Origin of the sequence: Nocardioides sp. NPDC006273, from assembly GCF_040613495.1 — a bacterium.
Taxonomy (GTDB): domain Bacteria; phylum Actinomycetota; class Actinomycetes; order Propionibacteriales; family Nocardioidaceae; genus Nocardioides.
On the sequence record NZ_JBEXSD010000008.1, the window covers coordinates 30,493 to 51,747 of the forward strand.

The following is a 21,255-nucleotide window of genomic DNA, read 5'->3' on the forward strand; positions in this document are numbered from 1 at the left end:
TGACGAGACCGACAGCCGCCGCACATCGCGGAGCGGCGGCTGTCGGTCCCTCGCGAGAGGTAGGCATGCCCGAGTTCACGATCGGCGAGACCGACTTCCTCCTCGACGGTGAGCCGTTCCGGATCCTCTCCGGCGCGCTGCACTACTTCCGGGTCCACCCAGATCACTGGGCGGACCGGATCGAGAAGGCCAGGCTGATGGGCCTGAACACCATCGAGACCTACGTGCCGTGGAACGCCCACAGCCCTCAGCCGGGAGTCTTCGAGACCGACGGAATCCTCGACCTCTCTCGGTTCCTGAGCCTGGTGGCCGAGGCAGGCATGTACGCGATCATCCGTCCGGGGCCGTTCATCTGCGCGGAGTGGGACAACGGTGGGCTGCCGCCCTGGCTCTTCCGTGATCCGGACGTCGGGATCCGCCGCCACGAGCCACGCTTCCTGGATGCGATCGAGAAGTATCTCGACCAAGTGCTGGCGGTGGTGCACCCCCACCAGATCCATCTGGGCGGACCCGTCCTGCTGGTCCAGGTCGAGAACGAGTACGGCGCGTACGGCGACGACGCGTCGTACCTGCAGGCGCTTGTGGAGATGATCCGCGGAGCCGACGTCGGCGTGCCGCTGGTCACCGTGGACCAGCCTGTCGACGCGATGCTCGCCGCTGGCGGTCTCGACGGGGTGCTGCGTACCAGCTCCTTCGGCTCGGACAGCGTGAATCGCTTGCGCACCCTCCGCGACCACCAGCCGACCGGGCCGCTGATGTGCATGGAGTTCTGGGACGGCTGGTTCGACCACTGGGGAGGCCGGCACCACACCACCGCCGTCGAGCAGGCCGCCGAGGAGCTCGATGCTCTCCTCGCCGCTGGCGCCTCGGTCAACGTGTACATGTTCCACGGGGGCACGAACTTCGGCCTGACCAGCGGGGCCAACGACAAGGGCACCTATCGGCCGACGGTGACCTCGTACGACTACGACGCTCCGCTGGACGAGGCCGGGAACCCGACCGCGAAGTACTTCGCGTTCAGAGACGTCATCTCCCGCTACGCCCCGGTGCCGACCGAGACTCCCGGCGCGGCCGGTCCTGCCCCCGAGCAGACGGTGGTCCTGGGTGAGCCGGTCCGGCTGCTCGACGACCCGGCGCCCTGGGGTTCCTGGACCAGCTGGGAGTCGCTCCCGGTGCTGGACCAGCTGGAGACCGAGACCCGGCTGGCGGTCTACCGGACCGAGCTGTCCGGCGACCGCCCGGGCATCCTCACTCTCGGCGAGGTCCGTGACCGAGCCGGCGCCTTCCTCGATGGCGTTCCTGTCGGCATCCTCGAGCGGGAGCACCACGAGCGGGCGATCGCGCTGCCGTGCGGGCGCCGACTGGAGCTGGTCGTCGAGGACCAGGGGCGGGTCAACTACGGCGCCCGCATCGGAGAGCACAAGGGCTTGGTCGGGCCGGCTCTGCTCGGCGGGGTGCCACTCACGGGCTGGGAGGTCCTGGCCGTCGACCTCGACCGGGTGCCGCGCCTGTGGGAGACCGGCCCACCAGACGGCCGTGGCTCTGGGGTCGGGCCCACCGCGTGGCGCGCACTCTTCTCGGCCGAGCCCCACGTCGACCTCTTCCTCGACACCACCGTCTGGGGCAAGGGCATCGCCTGGGTCAACGGCTTCTGCCTGGGGCGCTATTGGCGGCGCGGGCCGCAGCACACCCTTTTCGTGCCCGGCCCAGTGCTGCGGCCCGGCCGCAACGAGCTGGTCGTACTGGAGCTGGAGGTGCTCGCCGATCCGACGGCCCGGTTCGTCGCCGGACCCTCCCTGGGGCCGCTCGAGGACTGAGGCCGGCTCTCGTGCGGGTGCGGGCCGCGGTTCTTGCCGGTTTGATCCGATGCTCGAGGACACTCGGACCCCCGGGATCGCGTTCGTGGAGGTCGTGACGGTGGCGTGGAATCACTCATCCAACCCGACGGCACGCCGCGGGGTTCTGATGTAGCTCCACGTTGTCCCTCACGATCCTGCGGTCCACCCAGCTGTTGCGAGCCACCGAGAAGTTGCCGGCGTAGGAGTTCCTGAGCACACGCAGGGAACGGACGTGATTGCCGACGACGCGGAGGTTGTTGCACGCCTTGTTGTCCCGGACCATCAAGGTCCCTCGATTGTCGCGTACCACGAGATTGTTGGCGATCGACATCTCGCAGATCGCCACGTTGCGGGAGTTGCGGACCATGAGATTTCGTCCGGCGACCGGGTCCACGCGGCACCCGGCGGCCCCGATGGTGACGCGTTCGACGACGTTGCGGACGTGGACGTTCCGGCCGAGGCTCGTGTCGGTGATGCTGACCACCCTCGGTGCACCGGTGGTGCGGACATTGCCGGTGATCCTGGAAATGGTGATCACGCAGCGGGCGTCGTCCGGGATGACTACGTTACGGAACGTCCGGTGGTGGTAGCTACCGTCGCAGACGAGGTCGGGCGGCAGCGCCTGGGCGCTGAGGACCGGCCCCAACACGGGTGCGAGCGCGCCGATGAGAAGGAAGACGACGAACTGCTTCATGTGAAACCTCCGAGTCCGGGCGATGTGTGTCTTCATGACGCGCCAACGAGAACATGTGTTGCACCGGCTCGCCCAGGTTCCAGGGGCGCTTCGCCAAGCCCGGCGACGCCACCGTAAGCGTGGTGTCTGCCGTCGGCCACTGAATGTTGAAGCGGAATACGTGTCAAGAATCCATGTCATGTGACTCGTTTGCATCACTCATACACGTGCGTGCAAGGCTGGGGGAGTGGCCAACCGACTCGCCTCTGCGACCTCGCCGTACCTGCTCCAGCATGCTCAGAATCCGGTGGATTGGTGGGAGTGGGGGACCGATGCGTTCGAGGAGGCGCGGCGGCGGGACGTACCTGTCCTGCTCTCGGTCGGCTACGCCGCCTGCCACTGGTGCCACGTGATTCTGCGTACGCTCAGGATCTGGCCGATACAGATAAAATGGCTGGTCAAGTGGGATATTTCAGTTCAATTAGGTTCGACACTGAACGTCGTACAACGGCGATTCCGCAGCTTCGTGTATCACTACGTGTATCACGTGGGGGATCGCGTCCCTACCACCCTCGCTCGGCGAAGAGCTTCATGAGATTCCGCTTGCGGCGATGCTGTGTGGCCAGTTCGGAGACGTACGTCGGGAACTCACCCTTGCGCCCAGCCGTTGCCAGCAGCCGGCCGATCCGTTCGATCGTGGAGACGGCGTTGGCGTAGGAGGAGTTGTTCATCGCGTTGATCTCGCGAGTCACCTCCTCGCGCCACAGCGGGATGGCGTCATCTGGGTGGTCATCCTCGCGGAAGCGGGCGAGCTCCAGTAGTTGGTCGCGTCGACAGCCGCCGACGGTGGCCTCGGCCCAGGCCTCCTCGATCGCGCCGTCGAAGAGCAAGACTGCGACCAGGGTCGAGCGGTCGCGTTGTCCGCTCGACTGCCGGCGGAGGTGGCTGAGTGCGCGCTCGTGGTGGGCGGGCCATGTGGCCGCGCGCTCGGCGTGCTCTTTCAGCCGGCCGTAGGTCTGCACTCCGGGCATCTCCTCAAAGGCCTGCCAGGCGAGCTCGACCGCCTGCGAGGCGCGGCCGAGCCGGTGGTGCTCCTCGGCCGCGACCTCAACCAAGCGGTAGTCGCGGTAGCCGTGCAGCGACAAACCCCTGAGCGCCCACTCAAGCGCCTCGTCACGGCGATCGGCCTGCCGCAGGACCTCGGCGATCCTGACGAACTGATAGGCCGTGGACTGGTCGCGCGCAAGCACGTTGACGACCTCGTCGACGTCGTCGGAGAGCTCGGCGAGGGACACCATGATGCGGGTCAGGCGAAAGCGGTCCGAGGACCAGGTCTTGTCGTCTCCGGGGCCGAGTGCGGGGACCTGCTCCCACTCAGATCGGGCCAGCTGGCTGTACTCGGCCAGGCCCGTCTCGCCGAGGATCTCGGCGTATGCCTCGACGGCGCCGTAGAACACTTCCAGGTCGTCGCCGTTGCGCTCGAGGCGGTAGAGGTTACGGGCCAACTCGACTGGGTCCGGCTGTGCGTCCAGGCAGGCGGATCGGTGGAGGTCGCTGATCTGCTCGGCCACCCTCGACATCCCGCCGTCCGAGTCGTCGACGTAGCCCAGTGAATCCTGGGCCAGCTGGGCGGCGTACTCGCTCAGTGCCATCACCTCGGCGGCGTGGCCCTCATCGAGCAGTGCCTGCAGCTCGTCGAGCATGGAACTGATGCCGGTGGTGTAGTCGTACGTCTCGCGGTAGCTGACGTACCCGTCGGTGTCGAACGCTGAGGCGAGCGCCTGCCGATAGGCCGTCAGGGAGGGCCGCGGACTACTGGTGCTCGCGGCCGCGGCCCGGAGTCGTGCGTCGAAGAGCCCGTCTGTGGCCGCTCGTTCCAGAACGAGGTCGACGAGCGCCTGATGGTCCAGTGCTGCGAGGTAGCCTGCCAGATCGACGTCATCGTCGGCTTCTGCAACCGTGTCGATCTGGTCGGACACAACCTCTCCGTCAGGCCGAGGCGGTGAGATCACCGTGAGTGGCGGCTTCGCGGCCGCTGATCTGATGGAAGTAGATCGAGCCGTCGGCGATCTCGTCGATCAGGACCCACGACCAGAAGCCCGGGCGGCCGGCGACGGCGACGTCGCCAGGTTGGAACCTGCGACGGTCGGGGAGGCGAGCGACGTTACGGTCCTCGTCGTCGACCAGGTTCAGGTCGGCGTCGATGTCGATTGAGATCATGTCGAACTCCTCTCAGCTCGGTTCCTGTTGATGGTGCGGGTTGTCTTCCACAGTGTAGGCGGCGGCGAGGAAACGATCGACGAGCTCCTCGGCGCTACCTGAGGTGATCTGAACGTTGGCGTAGGTGCTGCCGTACACCGGGCCGTGGCTGGCGTCGTAGTGTGGCGCCTTCCCGCTCGGCACCAGGCCGAGCCCCTGTGTCTGCAGCGCTCCCGCCGTGAACATCGCGACCCGGCGAGCCCTGCGTGTCTTGTCGGTGAGGATCCGCTCGAGAGGCCAGACGTCCGAGACGTGCCACAGCGAAAGGCCGAAGTAGCCGAACAGCTCGAAGTTATAAGCCGCGTCCGCCACGAGCGCGTCGCGGTCGAAGTCAACGCCGCTCGCATAGGTCTGGAACAGCGCCCGCACCAACAGATCTTCAGCGGGCAGAGGTGTGGCAGGGCGGATCAGACGCTGGCGTGCCATGCCGCGATGGTGCCACATGCTGGATCGTCTAAGCGGAACGTCGATGCCGCTTCGGCCGGGGGAGCAGCGCGCAGATGTCGTCTGCGGTGAAGTCGTTCTCCGGACGGGCTTCAAGCGCGTCTTGGGCTGCGGCCATGCGGCGCTCTTCCCAGGCAAGGAGCTGGTCGAGACGCCAGCGGTTCGGGTGGATGAGGACCGGTGCGGGGACGAGGGCCCGGTCTTTGAGGTTCTGATAGCCCCTGGTCTTGCCCCATCCGTAGCGCCTCATCACCTCTTGAGCGTCGAGGAAGACATGGCGCGGATCCCGACCGTCGGGCGTGGCAGCGTGGCGGTCAGCGGTCTTCGACATCGGCTCTCACCTCCTTCCGGCCGTTCTGACCGGCATGAACGAACCGGCGTGCTTCGCCGACGGTGGTGTAGATCCGGCCGGTGTTGCCCAGGCGCCTCCAGTCGACGCCGACCTTGCGGCGTTTCCAGTCGCGCACCGTTCGCTGGGGTGTCTGGATGAGGGTGCAGAACTGTTCGAAGGTGAGGAGTGCGTCATCGTCCCAATCGTTGGGGATCGAGATCGGCGCAATCTGGTTCGTGCGTGTGTTGGGGGTCATGCCTTCCCATGATCCTCACGGACATATCCGACTCCGCACCTCCTGGCGGCACGAGCATGGGGGTACGGCTCGGGGGATGTCGGGAGTTTCCGCAGGTCAAAGTGGGGGTAGGTGCATGCTCCCCCACATCATCTAAGTTTTACTTTCGAGAGGTTGCTCAGAGGCCGATCGAAGGGCTCGGAGGGCTCTCGGTTCGCTTGGGGGAGGCGGACGGGCGCATGAGGTAGGTCTGCTCGGATCGCCGTCTGCGGGGTTGCTCCCCCTGGGCGAGCAACCCTGCCCTGGGCTGTCGTCGGGGTCTCGGGTGTTGTGGTCCGTAGGTGTCGATGTCGGCGGCTGCTCGTTCGGCGGCATGCGTCGGTCCGAGGTCAGCACGGTCGCGGCTGAACACCTCGATCCACTGCCGGCGGGCGGCCGCGAGGTCGTCGGCGACGAGGTGGGCGATGTTGAGTTCTCGGCCCCGGGTCATCGCGACGTACGCGGCGGCTGCGCCGGTGGTCGGGTCGATGGCGACGTGGGCGGAGTCGACGGTCTCGCCTTGCGCGCCGTAGACGGTGGTGGCGTAGGCGAGCTCGACGTGATCGCGTACGTATTCGGCTGGGACCTTCACCGCGCCGGAGCGGCCGTCGAGCTGAAGACCGCCATCCGCGGCGACCCGTCTGACGGTCCAGGTGTCGCGGTTCGCTACGCCGAGGTCGCGGTGGTTGAGCCTGGTAGCGACCCGATCCCCGACTGTGATCCGCTCACCGCGTCCGGTGACCACGCCAGTGCCGACCGCCCGGGTCCTTCTGCGGTGCGGTGCCGGGGCCGCAGACGCTCTCTGATCGCGGGCTGTGGCGTTGAGAAGGGTGACGTGTTCGCGGGTGTCGGCCATGACGAGACTGGTGTTGGTGGCGGCCAGGGCGGCCAGCGCCGCGGTGCGCTCGATGGTGGTGGGATGCACAACGATGGACCCTCGGGCGGCCAGGTCGTCGAAGACCTCGCCGGGGTTGTGGCCGGTGCGCATACGCAGGCTCAACGCGCCGTACGTCTCGTCGGCGAAGCGGTGCGCCGCAGAGAGCTCGAGCACGTTGGTCGGTCGGGTCCAACGGGCAGCGTGGTCGAGGACGCCGCCGCGGCCGACCGCTGGCAGCTGGTGACGATCCCCGACGAGCACGACTCGGGCGCGGTGTTCATCGGCGATGGTGAGCAGAGCGAGAGCGAGGTCTTGGTCGAGCATCCCGGCCTCGTCGACCAGGAGTACGTCGCCGGGCCGAATGTGCGCCGGTCTGTCGAAGCGCTCCGCGGCTGGGACGCGGCCGAAGCGCCCGTCGTCGTCCCAGCGGAAACCGTGCTGGATCGCGAGCCAGTGCGCGGTGCTGGCCTGGGTCTTGATCTCACGCGAGGCGACACGTGCGGCCTTGAGCGTTGGCGTCACCACCAGCAGCCGGTGCCCGGATCGTCTCAATGCCGCGTCTGCTGCAGCGAGGGTCGTGGTCTTGCCGGTGCCGGCGGCACCCTCGACGACAACCAGGGGTGCGGTGCCGGCGATCGCAGAGGCCGCCCGTCGTTGGGCCGGATCGAGTCCTCGCGCACTTCTGCTGACGGTGAGCCGAACGGGCTGGCCGCGTGTTCGGCTGCGGTTGGCGAGCCGTGAGACCAGCGCTTCCTCGACCTGCACCACCCGCTCGGAGGTGAGGGCGCGGACGTGCTTGGGGACGTCATCACGCTCCAGCAACGGGGTGCAGGCCGCGACGGTCCGGCTGGTCAGGTCCTCGGCGAGCTCGCGCCGTGCGGCGCCGGCGGCGACGATCCCGACCGAGGCAACGATCTTCTCGACCTCACCTCGGATGTCGGCAGCGTTCCAGGACGACCGTCGACCACCCAAGCGGGAGAGCACGAGATCGACGACCGCGTCACGGTCGAGCCTCGCGATCGGGAAAGCCTCGAGTCCCTCCGCTCGTACAGGCGGGCGGTAACCCAGGTCGTGGAGTTCCTCGCGCCACCGGGCCACCAGGGCGGCCCCATCGATCGGGATGTCCTTGTCGGGCCGGTGATCCGACCAGGCCCGCCGGTCCCACCCGCGCCGCAACCCCGGACCGGGCGGCTGGCCCGGATGCGCGCGACGCCACTCGGCCTCGTAGCGATCCAGGTTGCGAAGGATCTGTGTCGACCGCTGGCTGAACCGGGCGACGTACGGCTTCAGCTCCCGGATCTCTCCATCTCGGTCGAGTACGTAGCCATGCCTGGCCAGGACTTGTCGCATCTCCGGGTCGCAGGCCACTGCAGCGTGCCCGATGCCGTTGATCGCCTCGATGCTGTCGACGGTCCCGACCGAGTGCAGGCCGCGCCATCTGTCATCGGCGAACACACGCGCGTTGAGCTGAAGATGAAGGTGCCGGTGAGGATCGCCGGCGCGGGAGGTGTAGTGCCGGATCAGCGCGACCTCGACCCGCTCGACCGGGACTTGCACCTGCCGATCCCGCGGCCCGACCCGTGTGGTCGAGTTCTGCGCGAGCCAACCGATCACCTCGCGCGCAGCCCGCTCCTGCGCCGCCTCATAGACCCGAGCGATCTCCGGATGCTCGGCAGCCGCGAGCGACCACGACTTCGGCCCATTCATCACCACCTCGACGAACCGCAGCGCCTGCTCGTCCTTTCGCAGCCGTCCTTTCGGAAGGCTGGTCTCGACGTCGTAGCCGGCTACCCAGGACTCGTACGCGTCTCCATCCATGCTCTCGACAGGTCGAACCGTCGGTACGCCGTCTACGTCGATATCGACGACGTACCTAGTCGCGACGCCGGAGCCCTCGGCGAGGTAGTAGTCGTCGGCTCGGGAGTGATCTGCCTCGACGTACGACCGTGCTGTTCCAGCCGCGCCACGATAGAATTTCACCCCACCATGCACGCCCCGTCACCACCCGTCACGCCTCGTCAATTGGCCTTGAAATGACGCTCGGTCCGCCCAAGTGGGCGGACCGTTCTACGGACCTTCGTAGCATGCGTGCAGGCCGTTTCGAGGGTTGAACTGGGAATCTGTAGGCGGGGATTCGAGGGTCGGTAGCCGGCGTAAGAGGTCGCCGAACCTAGCCGGACAGTAGGTCACGTGGCGGTGTATCGAGGGCTGATTCCCCGGGGCACGTCGGCGAAGCTCGGCAAGGACGCGACATGTCGGCGCGCCCTGCGGCTCACTCTGCGCGGAACGTCGCCGCCTGGCGCCTGCGCGCTACTGCCAGCGCAACAGGGCGTCGGCAAGCTCACGCTTCGTGCCAACGGATCGGATGGACGGCGTCTGGCTGAAGCGGGGTGCGGGTGCCGGCTGAACGACGCCATCCATATCCACGTACGTGCTTCGCTGGGCAAGGTGCGGGTGCGCGGCGGCCTCGGTCGGGGTGAGAACCGGCGCTACGCAGGCGTCTGTGCCTTCGAAGATAGCCGTCCATTCGGCCATCGTTCGGGAAGCGAAGGCTGACTCCAGCAGCATCGTCATCTCGTCGTAGCGGCTTGAATCATCCTGTGGGGGCATCTGGTCGACGAGTCCGAGGATGTCCGACAGTGCGCGGAAGAACTGCGGCTCCAGCGCGCCCACGGCCATCCATCGCGCGTCCGCGGTTCGGTACAGCCGATAGAATGGTGCGCCGCCATCGAGGAGATTCGTTCCGCGCTCTTCGGTATGGCGACCGCCAGCTCTCCAGCCCGCGGTCATGAGGTCGAGGTATGCCGTTCCGTCGAGGATGGCTGCGTCGACGACCTGGCCCTGGCCGGTCGCGCGAGCGTGGTGGAGTGCTGCCAGTAGGCCGATGACCAGGAACGTTGAGCCGCCTCCGAAGTCGCCAAGGAGGTTGATCGGGAACTGCGGGCGGTCCGTAGCCTGTCCGAGCCCATGCAGGACGCCGGACAGGGCCGTGTAGGTGATGTCGTGCCCCGCGGTCTGCGCAAGCGGGCCACTCTGTCCCCACCCGGTCATCCGGCCGTAGACCAGCCTGGGGTTGGCGGCGCTGCAGGCCTCGGGACCGAGTCCAAGTCGCTCGGTGACACCCGGGCGGAGGCCTTCGATGAAGAGGTCGGCCTTCCGAACCAGGTCGAGGACGGCGGCCACCCCGTCCTCGGACTTCAGGTCGACCTCGACCGACGGGCGGTTTCGCGTGAGCAGATCCTCCTCACCACCCGCCAGTAGTTGCGGTCCGGGTCGATCGATGCGGAGAACATCCGCCCCCAGGTCGGCCAGGATCGTCGCCGCGAACGGGCCGGGGCCGATGCCCGCGAGTTCGACTATGCGGACACCGGTCAACGGCCCCGTACTCACCGCGGGGCCATCCGCAGGGCGCCGTCCATGCGGATGACCTCGCCGTTGATGTAGTCATGCTCGGCAATGAAGGCAGCGAGCTGGGCGTACTCGTCAGCTCGCGCAAGGCGCTTCGGGAAGGGAACGCCAGCCGCGAGAGTCTTCTGGAACTCCTCGGTGACACCGGCCAGCATCGGAGTCTCGACGATGCCCGGCGCAATGGTGTTGACCCGGATTCCGAACTGGGCGAGGTCGCGAGCAGCGGGGAGGTTGAGGCCCACCACACCACCCTTCGATGCGGCGTACGCCTCCTGGCCGATCTGGCCTTCGAACGCTGCGACCGACGCGGTGTTGATAATGACGCCACGTGCACCGTGCTCGAGTTCGGGCGTCGCGGCAATTGCCTCGGCACCGAGCGCGAGGACGTTCCAGGTGCCGATCAGGTTGACCTGAAGGACGCGGCCGAAGTGGGCAAGGTCGCCCACGGTGCCGTCCTTGCCGAGGATGCGGCCCGCAGTGCCGATGCCGGCGCAGTTGACGACGGTGCGCAGGGGTGCGCCGGTGTTGGCAGCGGCGGCGACGGCCTCGCGGACCTGCTCGACATCCGTGACGTCGACCGCCAGGTAGTGAACGCCGGCGACCTCCGACGCTTTCTCGATCGATGAGGCGAGGTCCAAGGCGTAGACGGTCGCGCCCTTGGCGGCGAGGCTGGCTGCCGTGGCTGCGCCGAGGCCGGACGCTCCGCCGGTGACGATTGCGGCGGTGGCGTTGAGCTGCATGTGATTCTCCCTGAGAGTAGGCCCCGGGGCCGGAATGGCCGACCTGCTCCCGGGAGTGGGTGATGGGTCAGGCGGAGTACCGGGACGCGATGTCGCGACCGATGATCTCCTTCATGATTTCGGTCGTCCCGCCGTAGATCGTCTGGATCCGGGCGTCGCGGAACGCACGACCGATCGGGTATTCGAGCATGTAGCCATAGCCGCCGAAGAGCTGCAGCGAGCGGCTGATCACGCGCTGCTGGAGCTCGGAAGCCCACCACTTCGCCTTAGCGGCGTCAACGGCTGTCAGCGTGCCCGCGTTCAGTTTGAGCACTGAGCTCTCGACATATGCACGGGTGACCTCGAGCTCGGTCTCCAGCTCTGCCAGCGTGAAGCGGACAGTCTGGAAGTCTCCGACCGCCTTGCCGAAGGCCTGCCGGTCGAATACGTAGTCGCGTGCCCAGCGATACGCGGCTTCGGCTGACGCGAGCGCTCCCATCGCGATCGAGAGTCGCTCCAGCGGGAGGCGCTCCATCAGGTAGTACAGGCCGCGGCCTTCCTCGCCGAGCAGGCGGTCACGGCCGAGACGGACAGCGTCGAAGTAGAGTTCAGCGGTGTCCTGGGCGACGAGGCCGACCTTGTCGAGCTTGCGGCCACGGGCGAAGCCCGGGTCGGTGGCTTCGACGACGAACAGGCTGAAGCCGCGCGAGCCCGCATCGGGATCGGTGCGCGCGAGGACCACGATCACGTCCGACTGGATGCCGTTGGTGATGAAGGTCTTCTGGCCATTGACGAGCCAGTCCCCGCCATCGCGGACAGCAGACGTGCGAGTGCCCTGAAGGTCACTGCCCGCGCCAGGCTCGGTCATCGCGATCGCGCCGATCAACTCGCCAGAGGTGAGGCCCGTGAGCCACCGCTTCTTCTGCTCGTGGTCGCCGAGCTCAGCGATGTATGGAATGACGATGTCATCCTGGACAGCGATTCCGGCAGAGAACGAGCCGACGCCAACCGCCGCGAACTCCTCCGCGGCCACGCAGCGGAAGCGGTAGTCACGTGTGCCACCGCCGCCGTACTCTTCATCGACACTCACGCCGAGTGCGCTGGCTGCGCCGGCCTCGGCCCAGGCCGATCGGTCAACCAGGTGGGCCGCCTCCCAAGCGTCGTATCGGGGGAGCACCTGGCGGGCGATGTACTCACGGATGCTGAGCCGGTAGGACTGGTGGTCCTCGTCGTAGAAAGTCATCTCGGCGTCCTCACGCCAGCAGGTCGGTGCGACCGTCGGCCTTGAGCCGCGCGGTGTAGGCAACCTGCATCGGCTTGGCGCTCGGAAGAAGGCCGATCAGCTTCGGCAGTGCGCCAGAGAGCGTGATCTGGCCACGGCCGATCGCGAGCGGAAGGCTGACCTTTCCCTGCCAGAAGCGGTTCGCGGTGCCCGCGTCTAGCACCATCGTCATGTTCGGGGATGGGGCGTCCGCGCTGGTGTAGAGGACCCCGTTGACCAGGTCAGCTGTCAGGTCGAGGTCGGGGTCGGTCATCTGCATCTTCAGTACCAGGCCCGACTTGGCCAGTACGGCGCTGATCGACGGGTCGGCGAAACTGGCCTCGAAGATGCCTCCGATATACGTCGTGGCATCGGCTGCGTCGGTGAACGTGTTCATGCGTCTTTCCTTGCTGTGGGCGGTCAGAAGATCTTGCGGAGCAGCCGCTGGGTGCGCGGCCCGTACGGCGGATAGACGACTCTGGGGTCGACCTTGGTGGGACGAGAAAGGTGCGCCTTGCGGTGGCTGAACGTGTGGAAGCCGAATTCGCCGTGGTACGAGCCCATACCTGAGGTGTCGACGCCGCCGAACGGCAGCGCAGGGACCAGGAAGTGGACGGCGGCGTGGTTGCTGACCACGGCTCCGGCGGAAACGGCGCTGCGGTAGCGGTCGATGACCCGTTGCGAGCGGCTGAAGATGTAGGCGGCGAGGGGCTTGGTGCCCTGCTTGATGTGCGCGATGGCGGGTTCGAGGCCGTCCATGCTGACCACCGGCAGCAGCGGGCCGAAGATCTCCTCGGTCATCAGTCGCGAGTCCGGAGCGGGATCAACCACGATCGTCAGGTCGTGGCGTCGCTGTGCAGGGTCGCTCCCGCCGCCATGGACGACGGTGCCGCCGTGGTTCTCGAGCAGCTCGGCCACACGCATCGCATGACGCGCGCTGACCATTGGCATCCCGATGCCACCGTCCGCGTTGGGGCTCATGTCGACGAACGCCTTCCGCAGGTGTGTCACGAGGACGTCTCGCACCGCGGCGTCCACGAGCACATAGTCCGGTGCGATGCAGGTCTGCCCGGAGTTGAGGAGTTTGGTCCAGGCGATCCGCCGGGCAGTCACCTCGAGATCGGCGTCCGCCGTCACGACAGCCGGGCACTTTCCGCCGAGCTCGAGGGTGACAGGGGTGAGATGCGGTGCGGCAGCAGCCATGACCGCCTTGCCGATCTCAGGGCCACCGGTGAAGAAGGCGTGGTCCATGCCCTGGGCCAAGATGGCCTGCGTGGTCGAGGGACCCCCTTCGATGACGGCGAACGCATCGGGGTCCAGGTACTCGGCCACGAGCTCGGAGAGCAGGTGTGAGGTGTGAGGTGTGTGCTCCGAGGGCTTCATCACGACGCAGTTTCCGGCGGACACCGCGGCCACAACTGGCGCCAATGTGAGCAGAACCGGATAGTTCCATGGGCCGATGACCGTGACGACGCCCAGAGGCTCGGAGCCGTACCAAGCCTTGCCGGGGACCTGCGAGAGCGGAACGCGTACACGCCGTGGCTTCATCCAGCGCTCGAGGTGCTTGCGTGCGTACCGGGCTTCGGCGGCGGTCGGCGCGATGTCGCCGAGGAAGCTGTCACTCGCGGGGCGACCGAGGTCCTTCATCAGGGCTGCGGCGATGCGCTCCTCTCCTTCTTCGAGCATCTTCTCGATCTGCTCGAGCTGCTGGGTTCGCCAGTGCCGCGACTGCGTCGCTCCACTGGCGAAGTGTGCGCGGAGCCTCGCGACCTCAGCTTCGACGGTGGACGGGTCCGTTTCGATGATCTCGACGGTCATGGTCGTCCCCTCAGGAGTTGCGAACGCGGTCGTCGTAACCGGCGCGCTTGGTCGTGTCGATGTCGAGGAAGGTGTCGTAGGCGCCGAGCCTGCGGCTCAGGCCATCGCGTAGCCGTCGGCCCATCGCTGGCTGCGTGCTGAGCATCGGACCCACGACCTTGGGGACGGTGACGTCCTTCTTGCGCTTGGCGATTGCTCGAGCGATTGCGTGCGCCACGTCGCTGGGCTCCACGGTCGGCAGGAGCTTCATTCCCTTGGTACCGGCGATCAGCTCGGTGTTGGTGAAGTGCGGGAAGACGCAGGTGAAGTCGATGCCGGCGCGGCCGAACTCGACGCGCGCCGTCTCGGTCAGATGCCGAACTGCAGCCTTGCTGCCGCAGTACGCGAGCCCACCCGGGACCGGCGAGCGGCCGGCGGTCGAGGCGACATTGACGACGTGTCCTGATCCTCGCTCGACCATGCCGGGAAGGGCGAGGTGCATGCCGTGCAGGCAGCCCATGACGTTGATGTCGAACACGCGCCTGTAGGTTTCTGGGCTCTGCTCGAGAAAACCTCCGATCGGCATGATTCCGGCGTTGTTGATCAGTACGTCGACCGGACCAGCGGCTCCCGCGTCGGCCAGGAACTTCGCATAGGACGACCGGTCGGTGACGTCGAGCTGGGTAGCACCCTCGAGACCGTTGGCGGCTGCAGCTGCCTGGGCGATGTCGAGATCGAGGTCGCCGATCGTCACCTTGGCGCCGAGCCGTGTGAGCTCGATCGCGGTCGCGAGGCCGATGCCTCGCGCGCCGCCGGTCAGGGCGACGCGAAGGCCGTTGAGTGAGCGGGACATGGTGACTCCTCAGAGATCGAGAACGAGACGAGCAGAACGAGCGCGGGACACGCATGGCATGAAGCACCCGGCCGCGCGGTCCTCGGGGGTGAGCACGGAGTCACGGTGATCGGGGTTGCCCTCGATCAGCTCCGTCTCGCAGGTGCCGCAGACTCCCTCGCTGCACGAGCGAAGGATGAAGACACCGTTGTCGGTGGCGACATCGAGGATCGAGACACCGGCCTCCACGGTCGCGGTGACACCGGTGCGGGCGAACTCGACCTCGAATGCGACGTCGGCCTCACGGTGCGCCGGTGTTGCGGCTGCGAAACGCTCGACGTGTAGTGCGCCCGCGGGCCAGCGCGCGCAGTGCTGCTCGACCGCATCGAGCAGCGGCGTCGGACCACAGGAGTAGACGAGTGTGCCGTCGCGCGGTGTGCCGAGCACGGCCGACAGGTCGAGAAGACCGCTCTCGTCTTGCGGGTGGACCGTGACCCGGTCGCCGAAGACCGCGAGCTCGTCCAGGAAGCCCATGGAGCTGCGGGAACGTCCGCCGTAGAGCAGGTGCCAGTCGGCGCCTGCCGCCTCGGCAGCAACAATCATCGGCAGCAGGGGAGTGATGCCGATGCCGCCGGCGATGAACTGGTAGCGCGGTGACGGCAGCAGTTCGAAGTGGTTGGTCGGTCCGACCACCTCGACAGTGTCGCCGACCGCCAACTTGTCGTGCACGTAGGCCGAGCCGCCGCGGCTCTCAGGCTCCCTGAGGATGCCGAGCCGATAGCAGTTCGCGTCATCCGGTGGACCGCAGAGCGAATACGACCGTGAGAGGCCGTGGCCGAGCCGAAGCTCGACATGTGCGCCCGGTGTCCAGCTGGGAAGGGCTGCGTGTGACCGCAGGACCAGGTCGACAACGCCGTCGGCGATGGTGGTCTTCGACTCGACCACCAGGGTCGAGGTGTACACGGACTGTGTCGTCATGGCCTTCACCTTCCTGTTGCAGGGGCTCTTCGAACATAAACTACTCTATGTTTGAACCGCAAGAGGTTGACGCGGCGAATCTTGGAGGTAATGTAGATAACATTACATCTCATCGTTGTGAGGAGCCGACCATGGCGCAGCAGCAGAAGTACGACGACATCGAGACCTCCAGCGAGGCCTTCTGGGCGCAGACGATGCGGCAGCGCGACGAAGCGTTCAGTGTGCTGCGCGAGCAGCGCCCGATCTCCTGGCAGCCGCCTGCCTACGGGTCGCTCATGGAGGACCCCGAGGACCTGGGCTATTGGGCGGTCGTCCGCCATGAGCACGTGGTCGAGGTCAGCAAGAACGATGCGGTCTTCTCCTCGGCCCCCGATCTCGGCGGCGTGATGTTCGAGAACGTGCCGGCTGAGCTGCTTCGTGAGACGCAATCGATCCTTACGATGGACGAGCCTGAGCACGGCCGCATCCGCGCTTTGGCCGCCTCCGCGTTCAGCCCGCGCCAGATCCGCCTGATCGCGGACCAGATCAAGGCCCAGGCCGCCGCGATCGTCGACGACCTCATCGAACACGGCCCCGGTGATTTCGTCGAGCTCGTCGCGAGCCGCCTGCCGCTATGGACCATCTCCGAGATGCTCGGCGTTCCGGTGGAGGAGCGACCGCGGATGGTCGGGGCGGTCGACGACATGATCGGGCTCAATGACCCGGAGTACATCGGTGACCGGGACCCGTTCTCCACCCTGCTCGGCGGAGTCGCGACCCTGCATGACCTTGCCCAGACCCTGATCGACGCCCGTCGGGCGGAGCCGACCGATGACGTGATGTCGGCGCTCGTCCATGCCGAGGCCGACGGCGAGCGGCTGACCGACGACGAGATCCGCTCGTACTTCGTCCTGCTCGCGACGGCCGGCAATGACACCACTCGCAACACGACCAGTCACGGCCTCAAGGCGCTCTGCGACAACGCGGACCAGATGGCACTCCTGGCCGAAGACTTCGACCGCAGGGTCGGTCCTGCGATCGAGGAGTTCATGCGCTGGGCGACCCCGGTCATGACGTTCCGACGTACGGCGAAGGAGGACATCCTCCTCGGCGGGCAGCAGATCAAGGCCGGGGACAAGGTCGCCACCTTCTTCTCCTCAGCGAACCGCGACGCCCGCGTCTTCGAAGACCCGTGGCGCTTCGACATCACCCGCAGCCACAACCCCCACGTTTCGTTGGGAGGCGGTGGAGTCCATTACTGCATGGGCCAGCACGTCGCGCGGATCCAGCTGCGCTCGCTTTTCAAGGAGCTACTCACCCGCGTACCCGGTCTGCAGCTCGGTGAGCCCGAGTTCGTGGCAGGGCACTTCACGCACGCCATCAAGCGCATGCCCATCACGTTCTGAGCCGATTCCCACCACCCGCCGCCTGAGGAGCACCGATGTACCCCGGAACCCACGCACTGACTACCCCTGACAAGCCTGCCGTCATCATGGCCGGCACCGGCCAGACGCTGACCTACGCCGAGCTCGACGACGCGAGTCTTCGCCTCGCCGTGGCGCTGCAGGATCGGGGACTGCGCCGCGGCGACGTGGTCGCGATGCTGAGTGATAATGCCGTCGAATGCTTCATCCTCTACTGGGCCGCGCTGCGGTCGGGCCTCTACTTGACGGCGATCAACTACCACCTGACCGCTGCCGAGGCGGCCTACATCGTCGAGGACTGTGACGCCACGGTCCTCGTTGCATCGGGTCGCTTAGGTGATCTCGCTGGCGAGGTGCTTTCGGCTGTCCCTGCGCTCGATGGCGCATGGACGTTCGGGGGAGCGGTCGAGGGCTTCGAGTCCTTCGAGGAGCTGCTCGGTTCGGCCGGGGGGCGGCGGATCGCCGACCAGCCTCGGGGCAGTGACATGCTCTACTCATCCGGGACGACCGGTCGCCCCAAGGGGATCAGGCCGCCGTTGCTCCCGATCCAGGTGGACGAGCCCGGTGACCCCCTCACGGGAATGATCGGGCAGATGCTCAAGGTCGGCCCGGACGACATCTACCTCTCTCCCGCGCCGATCTACCACGCCGCGCCGTTGCGCTGGTGCGGCGCTGTGCAGGCGCTGGGCGGGACGGTCGTCGTCCTGGAACGCTTTGCGGCCGAGACGTGCCTGGAGGCGATCCAGAAATTCGGGGCGACGATGGTCCAGCTCGTTCCGACGATGTTTGTGCGCATGCTTCAGCTGGAGGAGGCCACGCGGACGTCCTACGACGTGTCGAGCCTGCGGCTGGCGATCCACGCGGCCGCACCCTGTCCGGTCGAGGTCAAGCAGGAGATGATCGACTGGTGGGGCCCGATCCTGCTCGAGTACTACTCGTCGACCGAGATGAGTGGCATGACGATCATCAGCAGCCAGGAGTGGGTCACCAGACGAGGCTCCGTCGGTCGCAGTGTCTTCGGGCCGGTCCATATCTGCGACTCGAGCGGCGTCGAGCTGCCGGTCGGTGAGGTGGGCCGCGTGTACTTCGAGCGCGAGGTCCGCCCGTTCGAGTATCACAAGGACGCGGTCAAGACGAAGGAAGCCGAGCACCCGCAGCACTCGAACTGGACCGCGATCGGCGACCTCGGTCGGGTGGACGAAGATGGTTATCTCTACCTCACTGACCGTGAGTCGTTCATGATCATCTCCGGCGGCGTGAACATCTATCCTCAGGAGATCGAGGACGCACTCACCCTCCATCCCGCCATCCTGGACGTCGCTGTCATCGGTGTCCCGGATGTGGCACTCGGGCAGCAGGTCAAGGCGGTCGTACAGGTGCGTGACGGTGTCGAGCCATCCGAGGACCTGGCCGAGCAGCTCATCGAGCACGCGCGCTCGAAGGTGGCCGCGTTCAAGTGCCCGCGCTCGGTCTCGTTCGTCGACACCCTGCCGCGAACGCCTACCGGAAAGCTGGTGAAGCGGGTCCTGGTGGATCGCTTTGCCGGATGACCCCGGGGCCCGTCTAGGCTGACCGTGACCTGGACCCGTAGGAAGGGCAAAAATGCGTCTTCTGGTGAATCGCGCGGACTATCACGAGGCCGCTCTGCGTGTGCTCGCTGAAGAGGGTGCAGGTGCCGTCAAGGTGACCAGGCTATGCAGCGAGCTAGGCGTGACCACCGGTTCCTTCTACGGATACTTCGGCAGCCTTGACGGCTTCGTCGATGAGTTTCTGGAGTATTGGTCAGAATCGCAGACGGCCCGAGTGATCGAGATAGCTAACGCTCAGGGTGATCCCGCCGAGCGCATCCGGTTGCTCAAGCGCCTCGGGTCCTCGCTCCCACACGCGGCCGAGGGAGCGATTCGGGCCTGGGCGGGGACCAACCCAGCAGTGGCCAAGATGCAGGTGAAGGTCGACAAGCGTCGCCTCGATGCGCTGACAGACGCACTGCGACCGGCTGCCCGCGACGCGAGGGAAGCCAGGGTCCTCGGGACCATGGCCATGACGCTTCTGGTCGGCCTCCAGCAATGGCGCAAGCCCGTGACCACGCGTCAGTTCAACGTCGTCTTCAACGAGTTCCAGGAGTTCGTCGAGATGAAGATGGCCGCCGCGTCCGACTGACCGCGGTCGTCCAAGCGCCTGGGGCCCGTGCTTAATTTCGTCCAAACATAAAGTATTTGACTTTACATCACGTCGTCACCTTCGTTCCTCTGAAGCCACACCTCTAGGAGTCCCCATGTCCCTGCCCGAGATCCTGACCGGACCGTTTGCCGTCCCGGTCGTCTGCTCTCCCATGTTCATCGCCTCCTGTCCGGACCTGGTTGTCGCCCAGTCCGCGGCCGGTGTCATCGGCTCGTTCCCGTCACTGAACGCCCGGCCGCACAGCCAGTTCCGTGACTGGCTCTCCGAAGTTGAGGATCGACTGGCGTCGTACGGTGCGGCGAACCCAACAGACTTCGTCGCACCGTTTGCTGTCAACCAGATCGTGCACAAGACGAATGGACGACTGGAAGAGGACGTCCAGGCCTGCGTTGATCACAAGGTTCCCATCGTCATCACCTCGCTGGGTGCGCGTGAAGACGTCAACGAGGCGATCCATTCCTATGGCGGCATCGTGCTGCATGACGTCATCAACAACCGGCACGCGCACAAGGCGATCGAGAAGGGTGCCGATGGCCTGATCGCCGTCGCCGCCGGCGCTGGCGGCCACGCGGGCGCGCTGTCTCCGTTTGCGCTCCTGCGTGAGATCCGTGCCTGGTTCGACGGACCGCTGATGCTCTCGGGGGCGATCGCTCACGGAAGCTCGATCCTCGCCGCGCAGGTCGCCGGCGCCGACTTCGCGTACGTGGGTAGCGCGTTCCTCTCGACCCACGAGGCCAACGTCGTCGACGGCTACAAGGACATGATTGTCGCGAGTGGAGCGAGCGACGTCGTCTACAGCAACCTCTTCACTGGTGTGCACGGCAACTACCTGCGCGGCAGCATCGAGGCCGCCGGCTTCGACCCGGACAACCTGCCGCAGTCCGACCCGACTGCGATGGACTTCGCCTCGACCGGCAACACCGATGCAAAGGCCTGGAAAGACATCTGGGGCTCTGGACAGGGCATCGGCGACGTCGTAGAGCGACAGCCGGCCGCCGGTCTGGTCGCCCGGCTCGCGGACGAGTACGACGAAGCGCTCCGTGGTCTCGCGCCACGCGTAGAGAGCCGTCTCGCCGTCCGGCTGTGACGCCGCCGCGAAAGGGGGCCGGGTGAAGGAGGGCTCCTCAGCCACTGGCTGAGGAGCCCTCCTCGTCATATCGGGTGCGGCGTCACTGGTCGGTGAACTGTGCCTTTCGCTTCTCGCGGAACGCTGTCGAGCCTTCGGCGAAGTCGGCCGCACCCAGCAGGCCGATCTGTCCGGCTCGCTCCAGCGCGAAGGCGAGATCGAGTCGGTGCAAGGTTGCGCTGTTGATCGCGTGCTTGGTCTGCCGGAGCGCGGCCCGCGGTCCGGTCCTGAGTCGTTCGATGACGTCGGCCGCGCGGTCATCGAACTCGTTGCTGGGCCACACGTCGGCGACGAGGCCGGCCGCTGCTGCGTCGGAAGCGGGGAGCTTCTGAGCCAGTAACGCCATTCGCATCGCCCGTGCACGTCCGATCGACGCGGCGACGAGGGCCGAGGCCCCGCCGTCGGGCATCAGGCCGACGCGGGTGAAGGCGAGCATGAAGTAGGCAGACTCGTCGCACAGGACCAAGTCGCTGGCGAGGGCGATCGGCACACCGACTCCTGCGACAGCACCTCCGGCGAGTGTGATGACAGGCTTCGGGCTGTTGGTGATCGTCGCCACGAGGTCGTTGGCGGCGTCTATCGTCGGTGCGGCTGCCTCTTCCCCGGATAGCTCATCGGCGGATTCCAGGTCGGCGCCTGAACAGAACGCGTTGCCGTCGCCCGACAGCACGATCACGCGCACGTCGTCGCCGGCGGCCGCGATCGCGTCGCGCACCGCCTCCATCTCGCCAGCGGTCAGGGCGTTCAGACGCTCGGGACGGTCCAGGGCAACGGTCAGGACGCCCTCAGCAGTAGTGGCCCTCATGGTGCCTCCTCGGTATTGACGTGAAATGTAGATTACATTATCTTCGAAT

Annotated in this window: 20 protein-coding genes and 1 pseudogene; 6 read left to right on the forward strand and 15 right to left on the reverse strand. The window is 66.7% G+C overall.

Going from position 1 to position 21,255, the window contains the following annotated elements; all coding sequences use genetic code 11:
- Positions 1 to 65: 65 nt before the first annotated feature.
- Complete coding sequence (locus ABZZ22_RS05445; RefSeq protein ID WP_354927598.1) at positions 66 to 1,817, forward strand: beta-galactosidase family protein; 1,752 nt, start codon at positions 66 to 68, stop codon at positions 1,815 to 1,817.
- Positions 1,818 to 1,932: 115 nt separating this feature from the next.
- Here the strand turns inward: ABZZ22_RS05445 and ABZZ22_RS05450 are convergent, their stop codons facing one another.
- Positions 1,933 to 2,532, reverse strand: coding sequence for a hypothetical protein (locus ABZZ22_RS05450; protein WP_354927600.1), 600 nt, complete (start codon positions 2,530 to 2,532; stop codon positions 1,933 to 1,935).
- A 226-nt stretch (positions 2,533 to 2,758) separates the two neighbouring features.
- On the opposite strand from ABZZ22_RS05450, the pseudogene ABZZ22_RS05455 reads away from it, so the two are divergent.
- Positions 2,759 to 2,926: pseudogene (locus ABZZ22_RS05455) on the forward strand (DUF255 domain-containing protein); the annotation flags it as partial.
- A gap of 148 nt (positions 2,927 to 3,074) precedes the next feature.
- Here ABZZ22_RS05455 and ABZZ22_RS05460 read toward each other — a convergent pair.
- The 13 genes from ABZZ22_RS05460 to ABZZ22_RS05520 all read right to left on the reverse strand — a co-directional run bounded on the left by ABZZ22_RS05460 (position 3,075) and on the right by ABZZ22_RS05520 (position 15,691).
- Positions 3,075 to 4,490 (reverse strand): DUF6880 family protein, encoded by a 1,416-nt coding sequence (locus ABZZ22_RS05460; RefSeq protein WP_354927602.1) that lies wholly within the window; start codon positions 4,488 to 4,490, stop codon positions 3,075 to 3,077.
- A gap of 10 nt (positions 4,491 to 4,500) precedes the next feature.
- On the reverse strand, positions 4,501 to 4,731 hold the full coding sequence (locus tag ABZZ22_RS05465; protein ID WP_354927604.1) for a hypothetical protein: 231 nt from the start codon (positions 4,729 to 4,731) through the stop codon (positions 4,501 to 4,503).
- Between the two features lie 12 nt (positions 4,732 to 4,743).
- Complete coding sequence (locus ABZZ22_RS05470) at positions 4,744 to 5,196, reverse strand: hypothetical protein (RefSeq protein ID WP_354927606.1); 453 nt, start codon at positions 5,194 to 5,196, stop codon at positions 4,744 to 4,746.
- 28 nt (positions 5,197 to 5,224) lie between these two features.
- Positions 5,225 to 5,545, reverse strand: coding sequence for a hypothetical protein (locus ABZZ22_RS05475; protein ID WP_354927608.1), 321 nt, complete (start codon positions 5,543 to 5,545; stop codon positions 5,225 to 5,227).
- A complete protein-coding gene (locus ABZZ22_RS05480; RefSeq protein WP_354927610.1) occupies positions 5,529 to 5,801 on the reverse strand; it encodes a hypothetical protein in 273 nt (90 codons plus the stop codon). The genes ABZZ22_RS05475 and ABZZ22_RS05480 overlap by 17 nt, the downstream gene beginning before the upstream one ends.
- 157 nt (positions 5,802 to 5,958) lie before the next feature.
- Positions 5,959 to 8,676 carry a MobF family relaxase gene (gene mobF / locus ABZZ22_RS05485; protein WP_354927612.1) on the reverse strand — a complete coding sequence of 906 codons (2,718 nt, stop codon included), beginning with the start codon at positions 8,674 to 8,676 and terminating at the stop codon, positions 5,959 to 5,961.
- A gap of 330 nt (positions 8,677 to 9,006) precedes the next feature.
- Positions 9,007 to 10,071, reverse strand: coding sequence for a CaiB/BaiF CoA-transferase family protein (locus ABZZ22_RS05490; RefSeq protein WP_354927614.1), 1,065 nt, complete (start codon positions 10,069 to 10,071; stop codon positions 9,007 to 9,009).
- 11 nt (positions 10,072 to 10,082) lie between these two features.
- Complete coding sequence (locus ABZZ22_RS05495; protein WP_354927616.1) at positions 10,083 to 10,844, reverse strand: SDR family NAD(P)-dependent oxidoreductase; 762 nt, start codon at positions 10,842 to 10,844, stop codon at positions 10,083 to 10,085.
- 67 nt (positions 10,845 to 10,911) lie between these two features.
- Complete coding sequence (locus tag ABZZ22_RS05500; RefSeq protein WP_354927618.1) at positions 10,912 to 12,066, reverse strand: acyl-CoA dehydrogenase family protein; 1,155 nt, start codon at positions 12,064 to 12,066, stop codon at positions 10,912 to 10,914.
- Positions 12,067 to 12,076: 10 nt separating this feature from the next.
- Positions 12,077 to 12,481, reverse strand: coding sequence for a sterol carrier protein (locus ABZZ22_RS05505; protein WP_354927620.1), 405 nt, complete (start codon positions 12,479 to 12,481; stop codon positions 12,077 to 12,079).
- Positions 12,482 to 12,504: 23 nt separating this feature from the next.
- On the reverse strand, positions 12,505 to 13,902 hold the full coding sequence (locus tag ABZZ22_RS05510) for an aldehyde dehydrogenase family protein (RefSeq protein WP_354927621.1): 1,398 nt from the start codon (positions 13,900 to 13,902) through the stop codon (positions 12,505 to 12,507).
- A gap of 10 nt (positions 13,903 to 13,912) precedes the next feature.
- On the reverse strand, positions 13,913 to 14,734 hold the full coding sequence (locus tag ABZZ22_RS05515) for an SDR family oxidoreductase (RefSeq protein ID WP_354927623.1): 822 nt from the start codon (positions 14,732 to 14,734) through the stop codon (positions 13,913 to 13,915).
- 9 nt (positions 14,735 to 14,743) lie between these two features.
- Entirely contained in the window at positions 14,744 to 15,691 is a 948-nt protein-coding gene (locus ABZZ22_RS05520; RefSeq protein ID WP_354927625.1) for a PDR/VanB family oxidoreductase, read from the reverse strand.
- A 131-nt stretch (positions 15,692 to 15,822) separates the two neighbouring features.
- Here ABZZ22_RS05520 and ABZZ22_RS05525 point away from each other — a divergent pair, with 131 nt between their 5' ends.
- The 4 genes from ABZZ22_RS05525 (at position 15,823) to ABZZ22_RS05540 (ending at position 20,362) form a co-directional block, all read left to right on the forward strand.
- Positions 15,823 to 17,076: a cytochrome P450 gene (locus ABZZ22_RS05525; RefSeq protein WP_354927627.1), complete on the forward strand. Its 1,254-nt coding sequence runs from the start codon at positions 15,823 to 15,825 to the stop codon at positions 17,074 to 17,076.
- Positions 17,077 to 17,111: 35 nt separating this feature from the next.
- Positions 17,112 to 18,644 (forward strand): acyl-CoA synthetase, encoded by a 1,533-nt coding sequence (locus ABZZ22_RS05530; RefSeq protein WP_354927629.1) that lies wholly within the window; start codon positions 17,112 to 17,114, stop codon positions 18,642 to 18,644.
- Between the two features lie 52 nt (positions 18,645 to 18,696).
- A complete protein-coding gene (locus tag ABZZ22_RS05535) occupies positions 18,697 to 19,254 on the forward strand; it encodes a TetR/AcrR family transcriptional regulator (RefSeq protein ID WP_354927631.1) in 558 nt (185 codons plus the stop codon).
- 115 nt (positions 19,255 to 19,369) lie between these two features.
- Positions 19,370 to 20,362 carry a nitronate monooxygenase family protein gene (locus tag ABZZ22_RS05540; protein WP_354927633.1) on the forward strand — a complete coding sequence of 331 codons (993 nt, stop codon included), beginning with the start codon at positions 19,370 to 19,372 and terminating at the stop codon, positions 20,360 to 20,362.
- Positions 20,363 to 20,444: 82 nt separating this feature from the next.
- On the opposite strand, the gene ABZZ22_RS05545 is transcribed toward ABZZ22_RS05540, so the two are convergent.
- Positions 20,445 to 21,206 carry an enoyl-CoA hydratase-related protein gene (locus ABZZ22_RS05545; protein ID WP_354927635.1) on the reverse strand — a complete coding sequence of 254 codons (762 nt, stop codon included), beginning with the start codon at positions 21,204 to 21,206 and terminating at the stop codon, positions 20,445 to 20,447.
- Positions 21,207 to 21,255: the final 49 nt, after the last annotated feature.

Coding starts and splice junctions, on each gene's coding strand:
- ABZZ22_RS05445 (WP_354927598.1), top strand. CDS start 66: ATGCCCGAGTTCACGATCGGCGAGACCGACTTCCTCCTCGACGGTGAG.
- ABZZ22_RS05450 (WP_354927600.1), bottom strand. CDS start 2,532: ATGAAGCAGTTCGTCGTCTTCCTTCTCATCGGCGCGCTCGCACCCGTG.
- ABZZ22_RS05465 (WP_354927604.1), bottom strand. CDS start 4,731: ATGATCTCAATCGACATCGACGCCGACCTGAACCTGGTCGACGACGAG.
- ABZZ22_RS05470 (WP_354927606.1), bottom strand. CDS start 5,196: ATGGCACGCCAGCGTCTGATCCGCCCTGCCACACCTCTGCCCGCTGAA.
- ABZZ22_RS05475 (WP_354927608.1), bottom strand. CDS start 5,545: ATGTCGAAGACCGCTGACCGCCACGCTGCCACGCCCGACGGTCGGGAT.
- ABZZ22_RS05480 (WP_354927610.1), bottom strand. CDS start 5,801: ATGACCCCCAACACACGCACGAACCAGATTGCGCCGATCTCGATCCCC.
- ABZZ22_RS05495 (WP_354927616.1), bottom strand. CDS start 10,844: ATGCAGCTCAACGCCACCGCCGCAATCGTCACCGGCGGAGCGTCCGGC.
- ABZZ22_RS05500 (WP_354927618.1), bottom strand. CDS start 12,066: ATGACTTTCTACGACGAGGACCACCAGTCCTACCGGCTCAGCATCCGT.
- ABZZ22_RS05505 (WP_354927620.1), bottom strand. CDS start 12,481: ATGAACACGTTCACCGACGCAGCCGATGCCACGACGTATATCGGAGGC.
- ABZZ22_RS05510 (WP_354927621.1), bottom strand. CDS start 13,902: ATGACCGTCGAGATCATCGAAACGGACCCGTCCACCGTCGAAGCTGAG.
- ABZZ22_RS05515 (WP_354927623.1), bottom strand. CDS start 14,734: ATGTCCCGCTCACTCAACGGCCTTCGCGTCGCCCTGACCGGCGGCGCG.
- ABZZ22_RS05520 (WP_354927625.1), bottom strand. CDS start 15,691: ATGACGACACAGTCCGTGTACACCTCGACCCTGGTGGTCGAGTCGAAG.
- ABZZ22_RS05525 (WP_354927627.1), top strand. CDS start 15,823: ATGGCGCAGCAGCAGAAGTACGACGACATCGAGACCTCCAGCGAGGCC.
- ABZZ22_RS05530 (WP_354927629.1), top strand. CDS start 17,112: ATGTACCCCGGAACCCACGCACTGACTACCCCTGACAAGCCTGCCGTC.
- ABZZ22_RS05535 (WP_354927631.1), top strand. CDS start 18,697: ATGCGTCTTCTGGTGAATCGCGCGGACTATCACGAGGCCGCTCTGCGT.
- ABZZ22_RS05540 (WP_354927633.1), top strand. CDS start 19,370: ATGTCCCTGCCCGAGATCCTGACCGGACCGTTTGCCGTCCCGGTCGTC.
- ABZZ22_RS05545 (WP_354927635.1), bottom strand. CDS start 21,206: ATGAGGGCCACTACTGCTGAGGGCGTCCTGACCGTTGCCCTGGACCGT.